We start from the raw sequence: 21,670 nt of genomic DNA on the forward strand, positions 1-21,670 counted from the left end.
TATCCTAATGTAATTTTTTGATTAAGGTATGAATTACAGCTAAAAAGCACTCATTATTATGAATACAAAGTCTTCTATAGTTTTTTTATTAATCTTAATTTCTCAAATAACCTTTTCTCAAAACGATTGGGAAAACGAATTGATGTTTGAGCAAAACAAATTACGATCAAGAGTGCCGAGTTATTCTTTTACCAATCATGCGGATGCTTTAGAAGGAAATAGAGACAAGTCTAGAATGCAATCTTTAAACGGAACGTGGAAGTTTAATTTTGTAGAGAAATCTCAAAACAGACCAACAGATTTTATCAAGAATGATTTTAATGGAGAAAATTGGAGCGATATTGCTGTGCCATCAAATTGGGAATTGCAAGGTTTCGGACAACCAATTTATACCAATATAATTTATCCTTTTACTCCGGATATTAAAAATGGAGGAAAAAGAAATTTTAATTATATGGGACCACATCCACCTCAATTTCCATTTATAGAAAAGTATAGAGACAATCCTGTTGGAAGTTATTACAGAGATTTTACCATTCCGGATGATTGGAAAGAGCAATCTGTTATTTTACATTTTGGTGGTGTTTCATCAGCATTTTATGTATGGGTAAATGGCAAAAAAGTAGGATATAGCCAAGGAAGTAGATTGGCGGCAGAATTTGATATTACAGAATTTTTATCAGAAGGAAATAATAGAATTGCAATTCAGGTCTTTAGATGGAGTGATGGTAGTTATTTAGAAGACCAAGATATGTGGCGTTTAAGCGGAATTCATAGAGAAGTACTCCTTTTAGCACAACCTAAAATAGCTTTAAATGACTTTTTTGTAAGAACAAAGTTCGATGATAAATTGGAAAATGCAAAATTAGAAGTTCGTCCGCATTTATGGATGCAAGGAGATGAAGATAACTTAAAAGGGTATACCATTTCAGCTGATTTGTATGATGCTGAAAATAAAAAAGTAACCCAAAAAACAATGTCTTGTTCTATAGAAGATGTCTTTTTTGAAAGATGGCCACAAAGAGATATTACCAAGTTTGCTTTTTTAGAAGCAGACATTAAAAATCCAGTAAAATGGTCATCAGAAAACCCATATTTATACACATTGGTTTTTGATGTAAAAGATGCATCAGGTAAAATTTTAGAATCTAGAAGGCAGAAAGTTGGTTTTAGACAAATAGGTTTTAGTGCAGAAAACGAGCTGCTTATCAACGGTAAAGCAACAAAAATAAAAGGAGTTAACAGGCACGATCATCATCCTGTAAGAGGAAAAGCATTAACAAGAAAAGATTTAGAAGGTGATGTGAAGTTGTTGAAGAAATTCAATTTTAATGCCGTAAGAACATCTCACTATCCGAATGATCCTTATTTCTATGAATTGTGTGACAAATACGGAATTTATGTGATGGATGAAGCGAATGTAGAAACGCATCATTTAGGCAGTTACGCGCCACAACAACCTAGTTTGGCTATTCCTATTTTAAGTAGAATTATGAGAATGATTGATAGAGATAAAAATCATGCTTCCATAATTTCTTGGTCTATGGGTAATGAAGCAGGAACAGGACCTGCTTTTGCAGCAGCTGCAAGTTGGGCTAAAGATTATGATCCATCACGTTTTATACATTATGAAGGAGCGCAAGGAAACCCAAATCATCCAGATTATAAAGAAGGAGAAGAAGGGCAGAAGGTATTTAGAGGACCTACGCATGCAAATCCTGATGATCCTAAATATGTAGATGTCTTAAGTAGAATGTATCCAGAGATTTATCAACTAAAAGCAATGTCTGAAAGCAAATATATAGACAGACCCATTATAATGTGTGAATATGCGCATGCCATGGGGAATTCCATTGGTGGTTTAGGAGAGTATTGGGATTTAATAAACTCGAAAAAGAATTTAATAGGAGGTTTTATTTGGGATATGATAGACCAAGGTTTGATTAAAAAGGACAAAAACGGAAATGATTTTTACGCGTATGGTGGCGATTTTGAAGATTATCCGAATGATAAAAATTTCTGTATAAATGGCGTTTTTTCTGCGGATAGAAAACCAAATCCACATGCATGGGAAGTAAAATACATTCATCAACCATTTAATTTTAAGTCTGTTGCTATTGAAAGTGGAAAGATTTTAGCTATCAATCATTTAAATGAGACCAACTTAAATAAGTACAATGTAAAATGGACGTTGTCTGAAAACGGAAAAGAAATTCAGTCTGGGCTTTTAGAAAATGTTGATGTGAAAGCAAGTTCATCATCAGAAATAAACATTCCAATTAAAAAAGTGCGTTTTAAAGATGAAAATGAATATTGGTTAAAAATTTCAGTGCAAGAAAAAGCAGTTACTTTTTGGGCAGAAAAAGGATTTGAAGTTGCAAAAGAACAATTAGTAGTCAAAGAAAAATCATCAGAAAATAATTATAATTCAACATCAAACTCTAAATTAGAAGTCGTAGAAAATAATACTGAAATTTCTGTTTCAAGTAGAAAATATAAAGCTAAAGTTTCTAAAAAATCAGGAGAATTAACTTCATTCATCAAAAATGAAAAAGAACAAATTCTATCACCTTTAAAAGCTAACTTTTTTAGACCACCAATAGATAACGATTTACGTGGAGCAAGTAGTGGCGATTTTAAAAAATCTAGAAAATATTGGGAGTTTTTAAATGATAAATTAGAAACGAAATCTGTAAAAGTTATTTCTGATAAAACGAATGAAACAAAAGTTGTTGTTGAGAAAACTTACAAAGATGAGGTACAACTTAATTTGATTTATACTTTTTTAAGTGATGGTAGAATTGTTGTTAAGATGGATTTAGATGCAAAAGAAAGTTTACCGGGTTTGGTGAAATTCGGAATGACATTAGGTATTTCTAAAGACTATAAAACAACTACTTTCTACGGAAAAGGGCCTAATGAAAACTACATTGATAGAAAACGAGGTACAGAAGTAGATGAATTCACCTTTAAAACAGATGATTTATTTACAAACTATGTTTTTCCACAAGAAAACGGAAACCGTTCTGATGTAAGATGGTTGCAATTATCAGAAAATAAAAAGAACACTTTAAAGATAGAAGGTTCACCAAAATTCGGATTTTCAATTTGGCCGTATTCGCCAGAAAATATTCAGAATGCCAAACATCCTTATGATTTAATGAAACAAGGTTTTTATACCTTGAATTTACACTTAATTCAAATGAGTGTAAATGGAACGTTGTCTGAAACTTTACCAAAATATGTAGTTCCTTCAAAAAAGTATGAGTTTGAATTTATAATTAATACCAAAAATTAAAACATTTAAGAGAAAACAATTTAAGTATTGTTTTCTCTTAAATGTTTTATAAATAGAAGTTTATACTAAAGAATACAATCTTTATACGCATAAATACAGTATAAGAGCATTATGTGCTTAGGTTTACATAAGAAATTAAAATTATATTTTTATGAAGAACTTTTTCACTTTTATGTTTTTGTTATTTTTAGGATTCACTTCTAGTGCACAAAATGAAACCATAAATGTTGCAGATTTTGGTATTAAACCAGGTAAAGATGTTACGTTAGAGCTGTATCAATTAATAGACTCTTTAGAAGGAAAGAAAAACATCACGTTGTTTTTTCCAAAAGGGCAATATGAATTTTATCCAGAGAATGCTTTCGAGGTTTATAGAGCAGTTACAAACCACGATAATAGTTTAAAGAAAATAGCTTTTCCAATTTTTAATTTCGATGGTTTTACGTTAGATGGAAACGGTTCTACATTTATGTTTCATGGTAAAATTGTACCAATTACAGTAGAAGGTTCTAAAAATACAACACTAAAAAACTTTACAATTGATTGGGAAAAATCTTTTGTAAATGAGTTAACGGTAACAGAAAATAATAAAAAAGAAAATTCTTTTACAGTTGATGTTGCCAATGAAAAATTTGGTTTTGAGGTTAAGAATAACCAAATATTATTTAACCATTATGATTGGCAAGATGAAATTGGTCAGAATATGGCTTTTGACCCTGCTACAAGATCTCCTATTTGGCAGACAAAAAATTACTATTTAAAACCACAATCTCATAAAACAGCAAAGATTGTTAAGATTGATGATAAAACGGCAAAGTTTATCGATTATACTAAAAGTTTACCTCCAGTAGGAACTGTATTTGCAACGTATGGCAATAGTCCGGGAGCAAATAGATTTGCACCTGGTATTCATTTATCAAACTCTAAAGACAACGTTTTAAATAATATTACTGTTTTAGCAGCAGGAGGAATGGCCTTAATTGCAGAAAGGTGCGAAAACATTTCTTTGGACACATTTATAGTTACTTCTAGAGATAATAGAACAATTTCTACAAGAGCAGATGCTACTCATTTTTTAGGGTGTAAAGGAACCATTAAGTTAGAAAACTGTTTGTTAGAACACATGTTAGATGATGGAATAAATGTTCATGGAGCTTATGTAAAAGTTGAAAAATATTTGGGTAATAATACCTTTTTATGTGAAACAAGTCATGTGCAACAGTGGGGCTTTATTTTCGGTGAAAAAGGAGATGAGGTAATGATTATGTCAAGAGAAACAATTCTACCAATTTTTAAAACAGAAATAAAAAAAGTTAAAGTTTTAAATGAAAGAAGAATGTTAATTACCGTAGCAGAAGTTCCTGCAAAATTGCCAGAAGGAAAACTTTCTTTAGAAAACCTTACTTGGTATCCGGATCTGTACATGAATAAAAATATCATTAGAGAAAACAGAGCAAGAGGAGCATTAATTACTACAAAAGGAAAAGTGGTTATAGAAAATAATTATTTTTCATCTCAAATGCACGGTATTTTAATTGAAGGTGATAATAACAAATGGTATGAGTCTGGTGGTGTAGATGATGTTGTAATTAGAAACAATATTTTTAATACGATTGGTTTTGGAAATGGAGAATCTTATCCATTATTGGCTGCCCCATTATTTACAGAAGACCAAAGAATTGGTGAAGATAAATTTCATAGAAATATAGATTTTAGTAACAATATTATTAAAAGTTTTAATGGTCATTTAGTAGATGCTTTTTCTGTAAAAGGATTAAAAGTTACTGGTAATATTATCGAATTAAGTACAGATTATCCTATGGGATCTACTTTACCAGCAGTACATTTAGACTTTTGTGAAGATGTAATCATTGAAAAAAATCAATTTAAAAACTTCAATTTCCCTATTAAAATAGAAGTAAAAGAAAATGTTAATTCGATAAAAATAAAACGAAATAAAGGAGTCAAATAATTCTAAAATTGAATTTTATGAAAATTTCAAAAGATAGATTTTTATCTTGGTGCTGCTTTTTTTTTATAAGCTTTGTATTTGCTCAAAATCCTCTAGATAGAGCACTTCCAGCAGATAGTTATTTTTACAACCCTAGTATTAATACTGCAAATCAATTGAGTTTTCCTAATGGAGCTAGTTCAACCGCTGCTTTACAAAGTATGATAAATAGTTTGTCTAATGCTGGCGGAGGAGTTTTAACCATAAATGCGGGCACGTATACTTTGGGGCAAATTCATATAAAAACAGGAGTTCATATTCGTGTGCATCCAGATGTTGTTTTTAAAACAGCACCTATGAATGCACTGTTTAGAGCTGGATATGATAATAATTTTGAAAAGGTTTCTAATTGGAGTTTTCAAAGTACAAATGGAGAAAAATTTACATTTGATTTTTCAGACATGCAACCTAATGATGGTATAAGAGCTTTTCAATTAGGAAATACAACTAATTTTAGGTTAGCAGATTTTGTAGTTTTAGACAATTATACAAAATTTAATGCAGTTTCATCTGGAGCTGTTGGAAATACAAATGAACCAGCAAAGTTTGCCTCTTTTGGAATTATAGAAAATTTAGATATTAAAAAAGCACATTATGGTTATGGTTTAACCCAAAACCAAGTTATACAAAATACCTTATTTCGAGACCTATCAGGTGAAGGTGGTGTTACTTTACGCTTAGAGTCGGGCTTTTCTGGTCTAGCCGATTTATATGTAACAGATAAAACGCTTGTAATTAATAATGTTTACGGACGAAACATTTCTTGTACAAACGGAGCACATGCAGTTATGATGTCTCCACATACCATAACGCAAGGAATGGTAGATGTTAGAGATATTTTGGGAGTAAGTTGTGAAGCTGTGGTTTCTATTAATTTTGGTTTTTTATCAAAAGATAAAGGGCAATCGGATGCCGATGGAAATGCAATAAATGGGCATAGTGCAGGAACTTTTTCTGAAGAATCTGTCATTGCCAATGTTTCTGCCACGTATGGTGTAAATGCTCAGGTAAGAGCTGCACGTTTAAGACACGTTCCTTGTGCATTAAGAAACTACATTAGTTCGGATAAAAATTTAGACGATGAGTCTTATCAAGCGCCAGCTTTAGCACCTGTTTATTACTTGGCTTTAGAAGATTATATTTCTAAAGGAAATCCTGCAGGAAGGTATCAAATTGTTTTAGACAATGTAACGCATACTGGGTTTTCATCCGAAGTAAGAGCAGATGGTTTAATTACCGATGGAGGAGAAAACGATTTTGAAGGTTGTGATATTGATGGTTCTCCAATTTGGATTACTGGTGAAGATAAAAATACTCCAAACCCTTTACAAACATCTACAGTAGCAGAAACATTAAATACCCATAAAGAATTGATGAATGATGTTGTTATTTATCAATTAGAAAATCAACAAGTTTTAAGGGTGAAAAGTGATTTTAATGCGAAGATTAAGATCTATAATTTAATAGGTCAATTGGTTAAAAATGTTGTTAAAAATAACAATGAAATAAGTATAGATACTTCTCAATTATCAGAAAGTGTTTATATAATTCGTATTGAATCAGAAAATAAAATAATAACTAAAAAAATAATTATTAAATAAACTAAAAGATGAATTTATTTGTAAAACATAGTGCATTTATGGTTTCTGTATTTATTTCTTGTGCTTTATTATCTTGTAAAGTGAATAAGCAAAAGAATGCAGGAGAGCCTACAACTACAAACACATATAAAAAACCAAACATTGTTTTATTATTTGTTGATGATTATGGTTGGTCTGATATTGGATATCGAAATTCTACTTTTAATACGCCAAACTTAAATCAATTTAAAAAAGAAAGTTTAGATTTTACACGAGCATACATTCCAACACCTACTTGTAGTCCGAGTAGAGTTTCTTTGCTTACGGGTAAAGAATCTGCAAGGTTAGAAATGTCTAGACACGTACCGGAAGAAGAGTTGTTTATCAACGAGAAGTATAATTTATGGCCTACTGATCCTGTACAAAGACCTTCTATAAATTATTTACCTTTAGAAGAAGTTACCTATGCAGAAGAATTAAAAAAGCACGGATATTACAATTATTTTATTGGTAAATGGCATGTTGGTCATGTAGGGAGATATCCAATAGATCAAGGTTTTGATGCTGAGTTTGGTACAACAGATAACGGTCACCCTAAGAGTTATTACTTTCCTTTCTTTAAAAATGGAGATCCAAGAAATTTTATGAAGGATTATAAAGAAGGAGATTATTTAACGGATGTTTTAACGGATGGAGCGGTAGATTTTATTAAGAATTACGATAAAACAGCTCCTTTTATGTTGTCTTTCTGGTACTATTCTGTACACGGACCTTCTGTAGGAAGAAAAGATTTATTAAAAAAGTATCAAGATGCAGGTTTAGAAGGTAAATACGCACATCATGCAGCTATGGTAGAAGCCATGGATGCATCGGTAGGGCGTGTAAGAAAAGCAATCAAAGAAAAAGGAATTGAAGATAATACCGTAATTATTGTGTTGTCAGATCAAGGAGGTGCTTATACAAACGCACCGTTATCTGGAGGAAAAAAAGGAGGTAATACTTTAGGAGAAGGTGGCGCAAGAGTTCCGTTGTTAATTTCGTATCCAGGAGTTACCAAACCAAATACAGAAACCGATATTCCTGTGCAATCTATAGATATTTACCCAACATTAGTAGAGTTAGCTTCTGGTAAAAAGTACCAAAACGATGCGATACAGGGAGTTAGTTTACTACCTCTTTTAAAAGGGAATAAAATTGCAAAGCGTAACTTATATTTCTTGAGAAGTTATGAAGATCAATATGCTGCAGTAATTTCTGGTGATTGGAAATTGATCAAATACCACTCAGGTAAATTTCAATTATTTAATGTAACAGAAGACATTAGTGAGCAGCATGATTTAATTGGTACAGGTTTAAAAATTGAAGCTACTTTAAAGGAAGATATCCGAAATTGGGAACGTGATTTTGTACCTGCTTATAAGTAATTTGCCATTTAAAGTTAGTCTTAATTAATAAATATTTAACTTTTCATTTATTTAAGTTGTTGTTTTGTAGGTGTTTAGTTGGTTTTTGTATCTCGATTTACTAAGAAGCACATTTAATTTACTAACGTCTACAAATGAACTTCTTAAAAATATTAATTTTAATACGCAGTAAAGATTAACTATGATTTAAGAGATGTTTAACCTTTAATTAACAGTTCTGAAATTTCAATTCTAATGAAATAAAAAAGATAATTAAAAGTACAAAACACAAAAAACTAATTTGAATAAAAACGAATAAAACTCAACTTATGAAATTAAACTTTTTATTAAAAAACAAAATATTAGCATACAGCCTACTAAGCTTATTTGCTATTTTATGCTGTAGTTTTGATGCGTATGCACAAAAAGCAGCAGTAAAGGGTGTTATTACAGATCAATTTGGTACACCTTTGCCTGGTGTAAGTGTATTAGAGAAAGGTACCACAAACGGAACAACAACTGATTTTGATGGAGTTTATGCTATTTCTGTATCTGACCAAAAAGCTTTTTTAACTTTTTCTTATATAGGATACGCTACAAAAGAAGTTCAAGTAAACAATCAAACAAACATTAATGTTGCTTTAGAAGAAGAGGTAGGGCAATTAGATGAGATTGTTTTAGTTGGGTATGGTAGTGTAAAAAAATCTGATGTAACAGGTTCTGTATCTTCAGTAAGTGCAGAAGAGCTTACTAAAACTCAAAGTACTTCTATAGCACAAGCAATTCAGGGTAGAGCTCCAGGGGTTTCAGTAACCAAAAGTTCTGGACAACCAGGTTCTACACCAACGGTAAGAATTAGAGGTGTTGGTACAGTTAATAATGCAGACCCATTATATATTGTAGATGGAGTGCCTGTTAATGACATTACCAATGTAAATATGGATGATGCAGAAACGGTTCAAGTATTAAAAGATGCATCAGCAACTGCTATTTATGGTTCTAGAGGTGCTAACGGAGTAGTGTTAATTACTACAAAGGTAGGAAGTAAAAATAGATCTACGATTTCTTACAAAACCTACACAGGTATTGAAAATAGAATTGATAATCTAGACGTGATGAATGCAGAGCAATGGGCAACTCTTTACAACGAAGGAAAAGTAAATGATGGAGCTACTCCAGAAGCTGCTTTTGCAGATCCATCATCATTAGAGTCTTATAATTGGAAAGATGCTGTTTATAGAACAGGTACTATTGTAAGCCATCAATTATCTTTATCTGGTGGAGGAGAAAAAACATCTTATTATGTTTCTTTTGGTAAATTAAAACAGAAAGGAATTGTAAGCAATACGTCTTTTGATAGAACAAACTTTAGAGTAAATAGTACGTATCAAATAAAACCTCAAATTAGAGTAGGGCAAAATATACAGTATTCAAAATCAAGCTCTAATGCTGTAGCTTCTTTTGGGGGGAATTCTAATAATAAAACAGCTTTTATTGGATTTGTTGTAGACCCAGTCTCTCCAATTTACAATACAGATGGTTCACCTGCAAGACCTTTATATTCTACAGAGATTAGAAACCCTGTGGGTTTAACATTGTATGAACAAACACCTTTAACAAAAGAAAGTTTTTTAGGAAACGTTTTTGTAGAGGCTGATCTTATGAAAGGTTTAAAGTTTAAATCTAATTATGGTTTAGAAGTTAATAACAGAAAGATGGACAACTTTCAATCTGAATACTTCATCTCGGCAGAACAAAATAGACCAGAAAATATTTATAGTTTATTAAGATCAGAGAATAGAGTAAGTGTTTGGTCTAATACGTTAAGCTATAATACTACAATTAAAGAAAAGCATAGTATTAGCGCCTTGTTAGGACATGAAACTCAACAATTAGATTTTAATAATGTTTTAGCGAGTAGAAGTGCAATTCCAGAGGGAATCGAGAATCCTACATTGGGTTCAGGAGCTATAGATTCATCAACAAATAATGGTACTATTTCTAGCTCATCATTATTGTCTTATTTTGGTAGACTAAATTATAATTATGATGATCGATATTTATTTACAGGTACTTATAGGATTGATGGTTCTTCTAGATTTGGAGACAATAATAGATTTGCTCAATTTCCATCTCTAGCCTTAGCATGGAATATTCATAATGAAAAGTTTTATAATATTGATGTCATTAATCAATTCAAATTCCGTGTTGGTTGGGGAGAAACAGGAAACCAAAACATCCCTAATTCTGCAATATTTAGTACGTTAAGCACTAGTGAAAATTATTTATTAGGTAATGATGAAACAACGGTAGTTGGTTTAGCGCCATTAAGCCCTGGTAATCCAGATTTAAAATGGGAAACAACAACTACTTCAAACGTAGGTTTAGATTTAGGTTTGTTACATAATGCACTTACATTTACGGCAGATTATTTTATAAAAACAACTTCTAATATGTTGTTAGAATCTCCAATTTTACAGACTTCTGGTTATCAATCACCTCCAACAATAAATGCAGGAGAGATTGAAAATAAAGGACTAGAATTCTCATTAAATTATAAGAAAAGAATGAATGATTTTTTCTTTAGTGTGGGAGGTAATATTGCTTTTATAGACAATACAGTACTTAGTTTAGCAACAAAAGGGAGTGTTATTAGCACAGGAGCTACTGGTAACGGTTATACTGGTATTAGTAGAACTGAAGCAGGTAGACCTATCGCTTCTTTTTACGGATTAGAAGCAATTGGAATTTTTCAAAATCAAGATGAAATAGACAACAATGCTAGTTTAAATGGAAATAAACCTGGAGATGTTAGGTACAAAGATTTAAATGAGGATGGTTCAATTAACGATGATGATAGAACTTTTATAGGTTCTCCATTACCAGATTTTACTTACGGAATTAATCTTGATATGACATATAAGCAATTTGATATGACAATGTTTTTTCAAGGAGTACAAGGGAATAAAATTTTTAATGCTACCTCATATTTGCTTGATGGAAAGTTAGACTCTAATCTAAATACTGAATATTTAGGAAGATGGACTGGAGAAGGTACTACTAATTCTATACCTAGAGCTACATTTGATGGGTTTGCTAATAACAGCAAGCAGTCTAGTAGATTTGTTGAAGATGGATCTTACTTAAGACTTAAAAACGTACAAATAGGGTATAATTTTTCAAAAGACGTTTTAAGTAAAACATTTATTTCAAAAGCTAGAATTTACGTAGCGGGTCAAAATTTATTTACCATAACAGACTATAGTGGGTTAGATCCAGAACTGGGTGTAGATGAAACTCAAAACGATGGTAGTAGAACATCTTTAGATATAGGAATTGACAGAGGTAGATACCCATCTACAAGATCATTTTCTTTAGGACTAGATATTAACTTTTAAAAAGCATTCATTATGAAATTATATAATAATATTAAGACATATATAAAGTACAGTTTACTAGTTGTAATAATTACAATGGTTTCTTGTTCAGACAACTTAGATTCTAAATCTTTTGGAGAACCTGTTTTAGAAGATTTCTATACCAATCCAGTACAAGCAGAGCAAGCTTTAATAGCAACATACTCCTCTTTAAGAGAATTGTACGGTACTAATTTTTGGGCAGTAATGGGAACTGATATGGTTTTTGGAGAAATAGGTACAGACGACTTTATTAAAGGAGGACGTACTGCCGAAAATAATGCACCATTATTTGAAAGAGATAAATGGGCAATTTCTACAACAAACCCTATAATGGCTGAACTATGGAAAGTGAGCTATAAAGGTATTTTATATGCAAATTTGGTGATTGAAAATGTGCCCAATATTACTTTTGATGATACTGAAAGGAAAAAGGAAATTTTAGCAGAAGCTCATTTTTTACGTGCTTTCTATTATCTAAACTTAGTAAATTCTTTTGGAGGAGTACCAATTATAGATAGACCTTTAGGTATTGGAGAGTATAATGTACCAAGAGCAACAAAAGAAGCTTCTTACACTTTTATTGAAGATGATTTAAAAATTGCAATAGCAGATTTACCTTCAAGATTAAGTCAAGGTTCTGATTATACAGGTCGTGCAGATAAAGGAGCTGCTTTAGGAATGATGATGAGAGTTTCTTTATACCAAAATAAAATGAGCCAAGTAGAAACGTACGGAAATCAACTATTTGCTTTAGGTTTTGAATTAACACCAGATTATTCTACTATTTTTGAACCAGAAGGAGAGTGGAATTCTGGTTCTCTTTTTGAAATTAGCTTTCTTTCAGATGCAACTGCATCAGGTAGTGGAATACCGCAACGTGTAAGTCCAAACAGTAATAAAGGAGGTGGTTTTGTGCAAGCAAGAGATGGTTTAAGAAATGAGTATGAGGCAAACGATCCTAGATTAGATGCTACTTTATATTTTAGTGATGCTACTTACGGTACCGATTGGTATGTAAGAAAATATGCTTGGGCTCCTTATACTAAATATGAAATACCAACAACAAGTAGAAGTAAAAATAGCTCTAATAATGTTCGTATTATTAGACTTGCAGATGCGTATTTAATGTATGCAGAAGCTATTTATAGCACAAACCCTGCAGAGGCAATTAAGTATGTTAACAAAGTTAGAACTAGAGCAAGAGGTACTGCTTTACCTACTGTAGTTCCAGATTTACTAGGTACATTATCAGGTCAACCTTTATTAGATGCTATTTATCATGAAAGACGTGTAGAGTTGGCTGGAGAAGGTTTTCGTTTTCACGATTTAGTAAGAACTGGTAGAGCAGAAGCTTTATTAAGTCCTTATGGGTTTGTAGAAGGCAAGCACGAGGTAATGCCTTTACCTGTAGATCAGGTAACACTTTCTGAAGGAGTTTTAGAACAGAATAATTACTAGTTAGATGATCGTTTTTTTTATATGTTATTTTAAAATTAGGTTTTAAGTATGTCTCCTAAATTCTTTTCAATAATTATGATAAATAACAATAGTAAAAAGACAAAAATCAATTTGAATAAAAACGAATAAAAATCAACCCATGAAATTAAACTTTTTATTAAAAAACAAAATATTAGCATATAGCCTACTAAGCTTATTTGCTGTATTGTTCTGTAGTTTTGATGCCAGTGCACAAAGAACTACAATAAACGGTACCGTAACAGATAGTGCAGATAATACTCCTTTACCAGGAGTTTCTGTGGTCGTTAAAGGTACAAAGAGAGGTGTAAGCACAGATTTTGATGGTAATTTTACTGTTAAAGCTAAAATAGGCGAAACTTTAGTGTTTACTTATTTAGGTATGCTGAATAAAGAGGTAGAAATTACAAAAACACAATTAAATATTTCTTTAGATTCAGATACAGAATCTTTAGAAGAAATTGTGGTGGTTGGTTACGGAACTGTTAAGAAAAAAGAATTAACGGGAGCTGTAAATAGAGTGGTTACTGGAGATATAGATAAGTTTGTAACACCTGATGTTGCCTCTGCATTACAAGGGCAAGTTGCAGGTGTAAATGTTACAGCTAGTTCAGGAGAACCAGGTGAAGCAGCAAATATTCAAATTAGAGGGGTAACTTCATTAATTGGTTCAAATACACCATTATTTGTTGTAAATGGTATTCCTCAAATTGGTGATCCAGGATTAAGTCCTAATGAAATTGAAAGTATCGATATTTTAAAAGACGCTGCATCTACAGCTATATATGGTGCAAGAGGAGCTGCGGGGGTTATTTTAATAACTACCAAACAAGGAAAAGCAGGACAAATGAATGTTGGTTTTAATTATACTTTTGGTTTACAGACTGTTGGAGATGAGGCAACCCCTTTAATGAATACAGAAGGACAATTGTTTTATGAAGTAAATAGAAATGCATATACTGCCATTAGTTTTGATCATATTGTTGCGCGTTACCCAGAATGGATTAATAATGATAATAAATTTGATGACTATGTATTAAATAGATATGCAGAGGTTAAAAATTATGATTTTAGTGTTTCTGGTGGTGCAGAAAAATTTACATACAATGTTGTAGGTAGTTTATTTGATCAAGATGGTTCTATTGTAAATTCAAACTTTAAAAGATACAACGGTAGAGCAAGTACAACGTATAATACAGATAATTGGAAAATAGATGGAAGTTTATCTTTTACCATCGAAAAAAGGAAAAGGTCTAGTGCAGGTCTAATTGTGCAAGCAGGTAGATATAAACCATATTATCCAGCAATAGATCCTGATGAAGAATCTGTAGATGGTAGTGCAATTGGTGGTGTTAGAACTCCTTCTGTAGCCTTAAATCAAGCACTTAGACAATTAGATAATAGTAATAGAGATCGTATCAATGCAAGTTTAAGTGTAAATAGAAAATTATCAGAATCGTTAGACTTTATTACACGAGTAGGGGTTTCTGTTACGAATGATATCAGAAATATTTTTAAACCAAGTTTTTCTTTATATGATTTAGAAAATGATGAAGTAATAACTGATGACACAAGAAGTGGAGTTATTGCCATTGCTTCTAGAACGAATAAGTTTAGTTGGGATGCCAGTTTAAATTATAAAAAGAAATTTGGTAATCATAGTATTGGGGCTACAGTAGCATTGGCTTTAGAGGAAGATAATCATCAATCTTTTGACGCTTCTATTCAGGGAGTTTCTAATAATAATTTATTAGTGTTAGATGGAGGTACTATAAACCAATTAGTAAACAGTGGTTATAATCCAGATATTTCTGGAACTACTGATAATTACAATAAAAAAACGGTAGGTACTATTGGAAGGTTGCAGTATAATTATAAAGGAAAGTATTTAGTTTCTGCATTGGCAAGATACGATGGTTCTTCTAGGTTTGGATCTGAATATAGATGGGGGACTTTCCCTTCTATTTCTGCAGCATGGAATGTTTCCGATGAAGATTTTTGGGAGCCAATAAAAGCTACGGTTAATAGTCTTAAAGTAAGATTAAGTCATGGTACTGTTGGTAACGATAGTTTTGCAGATTATGAATATGCGAGTACAATTGCTCCTTTTGGAGATTATGTTTTTGATGAAGGAGATAGTGGAGAAGAATTTGGAACATCAATTATATCTTATGCAAATGCAGATGTAAAATGGGAAACTTCTGTATCTAATAACGTTGGTGTAGATCTTTCTTTTTTAAGAAATAAAATTACAGTTACTGCAGATTACTACAATACTAAAAAAAGAGACATGTTATTCCCTGTAACATTACCTGGTTCTGCAGGTGCATATTATGATAATATTTTAGTTTTAAATATTGGAGATATGGAAAACAAAGGGTTTGAATTTGCTACAAACTATAGAGGAAAAGTTGGTGAAAGTAATTTAAGATTGGGAGCTACTTTTACAACCAATAGCAACAAGATTACAAAAATGCAAGATGGCGTTACTATTGTGCCTAATAATGGTGTAAGATTGGTAAATGAAACAACCGAATCTACAGTGTCATTTATTGCAGTTGGTCGTGAGGCTGGTTCTTTCTTTTTATATGAAACCAACGGTGTGGTACAAACGGATGAACAGCTTGCAGCATATAGATCTTTAGAAGGAAGAGAAGATGCAGAAAAAGGAGACTTAATTTATGTTGATACTAACAATGATGGGAAAATAAACAATTCTGATAGGGTTTATAAAGGTAGTGGATTGCCAGATTTTGAATATGGTCTTAATTTAAACTGGAATTATAAAAGTTTCGATTTATCTATGAATTGGTATGGTACCGTTGGTGCAGAAGTATTAAATGGTAATAAAGCAGCTTCTTATAATTATGAGCGTCATCAAGATTTAAAGAATATGTGGACACCAAACAACCCAACTTCTCAAATACCAATCTTTAGAGGTGATGCTTCTGATCATTATAATTATTCTGGACTTACAGATTACTGGTTAGAAAATGGAGATTATTTAAGGTTGAAGCAAATCTCATTAGGGTATACGCTATCTGAAGAGGTTACTTCTAAAATTGGTCTAGATAAATTTAGATTTTATCTTACAGCACAAAATGCACTTACGTTTACAAAATATTCTGGTTATGACCCAGAAGTTGGCTCTAACAATGTTGCCAGAAGAGGTATAGATAACTCAAGATATCCGCTTGCAGCAATATATAGTTTCGGTTTAAATATTAATTTTTAAAAACACACAAAATGAAAACATATATAGCTAAAACAATTTCTTTAACGGTAATGTTTTTAACATTATTTTCATGTGATTCTTATTTAGAAGAAGTGAATCCGAATGAAATATCTGCAGACATTTATTGGTCTACTTTAGAAGAATCTGAAACTAATTTAATTTCGGTGTATGGTGCCATGTTAAATGAGTATATCGTAAATGCACGTGTAGAATCCTGGAGATCAGATGAAGGATATCCTGGTGGTCGTTTTAATGACAGGTCTCCAGCAGATGGTCAAGATGTATCTCTTTTTGCTAAGAATTGGTACGAACATAAGATAAACGAAAACACCAACGAATTACAACTAAGATGGAATGCTTTGTATCAAGTTATTTTTAGAGCAAATCAAGTAATAGAAGGTTTAAACGGGATGACTGATGATTTAAAAAGTCAAGAAAAATGGACTTTACAAATGGGACAAGCACGTTTTTTTAGAGGCTTAGCGCATTTCTATTTGCATTCAGTTTTTAAACAAGGAAAAATTATTATTAGAGATGTAAATCCGGTAAAACCTACCGATTTTGCAAAAGCAGCGTCAGAATCTGCAGAAGTAATCGCTTTTTTTAGAAAAGATTTAGAATATGCTTATACCAATTTACCTGGACAAATGTTGCCAAAAACAAAAGTAGATGCAGGTGCAGCCGGTACTATTTTAGGAATGAGTTATTTGTATGAAGGAGATTATGCCGTAGCCAAAGATTATTTTGATGATATTATTAATAATAAAAAGAAAGATTACGGATACGCTTTAGTACAAGATGCAAGTATCCTATTTACAAAAGCAGGTGATTTTAACTCAGAATCTATTTTTGAAATTAATTATAGTATGCATAAAGCAGAAGATAATTCTTTTAATGAAGACGATTTTATAACAAGAAGTGCAAGATATTCAGCGCCAAGAAGTGGTGGTGGGTCAAGTAATTTAGAAACTTTTACAGCTGCAGCATGGTTAATTCATGCTTATGCTAGTGATGAAATGGATCCTACTGATCCAAGAAATACGGTAACAGATAGAGCAGGTGTTGTAAGGCTAAGAAAAGTTTCTTTAAGAAATTCTGCTATGCTTGCTGTTGTAAATGATGAAGATACAGAGTATTATCAATCACCATCTGCTGCTATTTTACAAAATTTTAAGACCTCAGGTAAATATGGTTATTTTAAAAAGTACACCAATCATGATATTACTAATGATGAAAATACATTAGGTGTTAATAGTTGGCAATCTGGTAAAAATGTTGTTTTAAACCGTTTGTCTGGTGTTTATTTAATGATGGCAGAATGTTTAAATGAAACGGGAGATATTGCTGGTGCTTTGTCATATACCAATGCAGTACGTAAACGTTGGGGACTTTTAGCCTTAGAAGGTGCAGCGTATGATTCACAAGAAGAAGTAAGAACACGTTTACAATTATTTGAATATCCTATGGAATTATGTGTAGAAGGTTTTTCTACAAGAAATATTGATTTACGTAGATGGGGAATTGCTAAAGAGCGTTACACGGCATTAAGTGAAAGAAATTTTTATGCTACGGATTATGAGTATTTAAACGAAGAAGCTACAGGAACAGGAACAAGAACAGCTAGTTTGGTAAGGGAAGGTGTCAGTACAGTTGAAACCGATTTTCAAATAGTACCAGAATTTTTAGCAGCAGCAGAATTTTATACAGATGGGTATTTACCGTATCCTGCAAGTGAAACCATAAATAATCCAAAAATTTCTAACTAATCTAAAATGAAAAAAATGAAAAAAATAGGAATTATATTAATGTTGATACTGTCAGCATTTGGATGTAGTGAAAATGAATATGATGCACCTTATGGAGATTTCTCTAGTTTTACTTGGATAGCAACACAAAATACTACCACAGGAGATTATGTAGTGGCACTTAATCAATTTATAGGATTATATGATGTTTCTACGAATGCGGTAAGCCATAGCTGGAGTATACCAGAGGGTACTAGTTCTTTGTCTAAAGAGTTTTCTTCGGATAATTCAATCTATTCAGATTTTATAGAAGCTACTGGGCCAACAAGTTTAGAAGATCAGCAAATAAATGTGCTGTTTAATACACCAGGAATTAAAGAAATTGCACTTAAAAATGTTTTTAAAGATTCTGTAACTGAGTCTGTAAAACAAGCAGATGGTACTTGGTTGGTTGATAAAATATTTACGGTTAATGTTTATGATGATTTAAAACCAGTATTTCAGGTGCTTAAAGGTACAGAAGTTGTATTAAGTATTGGTGAAGAAGATATGCCAAGTATTGCTGATGTTGCTTCATGGAAAACAGTAAGCATAGAAGCCGGTGAACAACTTACGTATGTAGATATGACTACTTCAGGAGAACCAGACGCTAGAACATGGACATTTAAAGGAGGAGATAAAGATAAAAGCAGTGCAGGTTCTGTAGATGTTTTATATAATAGTTTAGGAGATTTTGTAGCAGGAGATATTACTTCTAGTAGAAAAGAACCAAAACCAAAAGGAGAAGTAATAAAATTAATTCCTTTAAAAATTAAAGTAATTCCATCTACAAAACCTTTTGTACTTAATGGAGGTTTAAAAGAAGATGCAACAGAAGTTATTTCTTTTAAGCTTACAGGAGAAATAGGTGTTTTAGCTACATCAGAAAAAGATAATTTTACTGTAAATGTAGCAAATACAACAGCAGGTTTCAATCAAAATATTGCGGTGCAATCAGTTGCAATTAATAGTGAAGATGCAACGCAGATAGATATAACATTAGCAGCACCAATTTATAATAGTGATGTGGTTACTGTTGCTTATACTTCGGGCGATATACAATCTGTAGATTCTAGAGTTTTAGAAAGCTTCGAGAACAAAAAAGTTGTTATGTATTTTGAAGGAGCTATGAATATACCAGGTTATACGGGCTATGAACAAGAATGGGGTGGTTCTGGTAATCAATTTAAAAAAGCAAATACAGAAGGGTATTTTGCACAACATAACAAAAATAATGAAGGTGGCCCATTATATTATTGGAGAGATGATGCTATGTCTTATCAAGGTAATAGTTCTATGAAGTTCGAAACTACAGCTAGCGGAATTCCTGCAATTGCAAGATTACAAGGAGCTGGTTTTACAACTTTAAGCCCTGTAACTGCAGGTACATATATTCCTTCTGTTTGGGTTTATATCGAAAATTCTACTGTTATGAGTTCTATTCAGTTTTCTTTTAATGCAGATTCTGATGCAACTTTTAATTTTGATATTTCAGCAACAGAAAAAGGGAAATGGGTAAAACTTACGTTACCAGAAATAACTTTAGGAGGTATTAATTCTGGTAGATTCGATCTTAATATCGAAAATACAGGTCAAGATGATGCTATCGTTCAAAAACTATGGTTAGATAATTTTGATTTATTAATTATCGAACCTAGATAATTTAAAATAGAATGATATTCCCATTTCAATTTGAGATGGGAGTATTTTTTTCCAATGAATAACTTTTATGTACAAAGGATAATATATAAAAACAAGATAATGAGAATCGTTAAATTAAATTTTTTATTAGTTTTTACTTTCGTTTTTGCAATTGGGTGTAAAAATCAACCAGAGAAAAAAGAAGTAAAAAAGACTGAACAGAAACCAAATATTGTAGTTATCTATTTAGATGATTTAGGCTATGGAGATATCAGTGCCTACGGAGCTACAGAACTACAAACGCCAAATATAGATGCATTAGCGTCTGGCGGAATTAAATTTACAAATGGGTATGCTTCTTCGGCAACGTGTACACCAAGTAGGTATGCTTTATTAACAGGTGTGTATCCTTGGCGAAATAAAGATGCAAAAATTTTACCAGGAACAGCGCCTTTGTTAATTACTACAGAGCAACAAACCTTACCAAAAATGTTGAAGAAACAAGGGTACCAAACAGCAATTGTTGGTAAATGGCACTTAGGTTTAGGAACCGGAGTTGTAAATTGGAACGAAAGAGTTTCTCCAGGACCAAATGAAGTTGGTTTTGAAAGTTCATATATTATGGCTGCTACGCAGGATAGAGTTCCTACCGTTTACATAAAAGACGGAAATGTTGTTGGTTTAGATAAAAATGATCCTATTGAAATAAGTTATAAAGAGAATTTTGAAGGAGAACCAACGGCAATTTCTAATCCAGAAATGACAACTATGAAATGGCATCATGGTCATAACAATAGTATTGTAAACGGAATTCCGAGAATAGGATTTATGAAAGGTGGTGATGCTGCAAAATGGACAGATACGGACATGGCAGATCATTTTTTAGCAAAGGCACAGAATTATGTTAAAACTCATAAAGACAAACCTTTCTTTTTATATTATGCAATGCAACAGCCACATGTACCAAGAACGCCACATCCAAGATTTGTAGGTAAATCTGGAATGGGACCAAGAGGAGATGTTATTTTAGAAGCAGATTGGGTGATTGGAGAATTTATGAATACTTTAAAAGAAGAAGGTATTTTAGAAAATACATTAGTTGTTTTTTCTAGTGATAATGGTCCAGTTTTAAATGATGGTTATTATGATGATGCCGTAGAAAAATTAGGGAAACACGACCCTAAAGGAGGATTTAGAGGTGGTAAATACAGTATTTTTGAAGCAGGTACAAGAGTTCCTTTTATTACGTATTGGAAAGGGAAAATACAACCTGCAGTTTCAGATGCTATTGTTTGTCAGATGGATTTATTAGCTTCTCTTGCAAACTTAACAGGTACTGCAGAAATGACTACAGATAGTAAAGATATATTAAACACCTTGTTAGGTAAAAGTGATACAGGAAGAGATAACTTAGTAATTGAAGCTACAGGAAAAACAGCTTTAAGACGTGGAGATTGGGTATATATACCAGATTATAAAGGAAAAAACTTTAGAGAAAAAGTAAGTATCGAAGTTGGTAACTTTCCTTATGAGCAACTCTATAATGTAAAAGAAGACAAAGGGCAACAAAATAATTTAGCAGCATCTAATCCAGAAAAATTAGCAGAAATGAAAGCTGTTTTTGTGAAGTTAAGAGGTGTCGATTTTACAAATGGAGTTAAAGAAGTACAATTTAGATAACTGAAAAGTTGTATTAAACTTTTGTAATAGTTTTTATTAATAACAATTAGAAAGACATTTAATATCTCCTAGAGTTGTTAAATGTCTTTTCTTTTTTAATCTATAAATCATTAGTGTCCGATTGTTTTATTTTGATAAATCTT

The 21,670-nt window shown here is 31.9% G+C and carries 10 protein-coding genes; all 10 read left to right on the top strand.

All coding sequences use genetic code 11. The features are described from left to right. Nucleotides 1-58: 58 nt before the first annotated feature. The 10 genes from GQS58_RS03105 (at nt 59) to GQS58_RS03150 (ending at nt 21,527) form a co-directional block, all read left to right on the top strand. The gene (locus tag GQS58_RS03105) at nt 59-3,298 is read left to right on the top strand and encodes a glycoside hydrolase family 2 TIM barrel-domain containing protein (protein ID WP_166382734.1); all 3,240 of its coding nucleotides are present in this window, start codon (nt 59-61) and stop codon (nt 3,296-3,298) included. A gap of 151 nt (nt 3,299-3,449) precedes the next feature. Beyond that, on the top strand, nt 3,450-5,270 hold the full coding sequence (locus GQS58_RS03110) for a right-handed parallel beta-helix repeat-containing protein (protein ID WP_240914552.1): 1,821 nt from the start codon (nt 3,450-3,452) through the stop codon (nt 5,268-5,270). Between the two features lie 17 nt (nt 5,271-5,287). Beyond that, nucleotides 5,288-6,910 (top strand): T9SS type A sorting domain-containing protein, encoded by a 1,623-nt coding sequence (locus GQS58_RS03115; protein WP_166382736.1) that lies wholly within the window; start codon nt 5,288-5,290, stop codon nt 6,908-6,910. A gap of 8 nt (nt 6,911-6,918) precedes the next feature. Further along, nucleotides 6,919-8,313 (top strand): sulfatase, encoded by a 1,395-nt coding sequence (locus GQS58_RS03120; RefSeq protein WP_240914553.1) that lies wholly within the window; start codon nt 6,919-6,921, stop codon nt 8,311-8,313. A gap of 308 nt (nt 8,314-8,621) precedes the next feature. Then, complete coding sequence (locus tag GQS58_RS03125) at nt 8,622-11,690, top strand: SusC/RagA family TonB-linked outer membrane protein (protein ID WP_166382738.1); 3,069 nt, start codon at nt 8,622-8,624, stop codon at nt 11,688-11,690. 12 nt (nt 11,691-11,702) lie between these two features. Further along, complete coding sequence (locus GQS58_RS03130) at nt 11,703-13,169, top strand: RagB/SusD family nutrient uptake outer membrane protein (protein WP_166382740.1); 1,467 nt, start codon at nt 11,703-11,705, stop codon at nt 13,167-13,169. A gap of 139 nt (nt 13,170-13,308) precedes the next feature. Further along, nucleotides 13,309-16,422 carry a SusC/RagA family TonB-linked outer membrane protein gene (locus tag GQS58_RS03135; RefSeq protein WP_166382742.1) on the top strand — a complete coding sequence of 1,038 codons (3,114 nt, stop codon included), beginning with the start codon at nt 13,309-13,311 and terminating at the stop codon, nt 16,420-16,422. A gap of 11 nt (nt 16,423-16,433) precedes the next feature. Then, complete coding sequence (locus GQS58_RS03140) at nt 16,434-18,188, top strand: RagB/SusD family nutrient uptake outer membrane protein (protein ID WP_166382744.1); 1,755 nt, start codon at nt 16,434-16,436, stop codon at nt 18,186-18,188. 15 nt (nt 18,189-18,203) lie between these two features. Next, a complete protein-coding gene (locus GQS58_RS03145; RefSeq protein WP_166382746.1) occupies nt 18,204-19,868 on the top strand; it encodes a SwmB domain-containing protein in 1,665 nt (554 codons plus the stop codon). Between the two features lie 99 nt (nt 19,869-19,967). Continuing rightward, entirely contained in the window at nt 19,968-21,527 is a 1,560-nt protein-coding gene (locus GQS58_RS03150; RefSeq protein ID WP_166382748.1) for a sulfatase family protein, read from the top strand. The last annotated feature ends 143 nt before the right edge of the window (nt 21,528-21,670 follow it).

Source organism: Polaribacter sp. 11A2H, from assembly GCF_011379025.1.
In the GTDB taxonomy this organism is placed as follows: Bacteria; Bacteroidota; Bacteroidia; order Flavobacteriales; family Flavobacteriaceae; genus Polaribacter.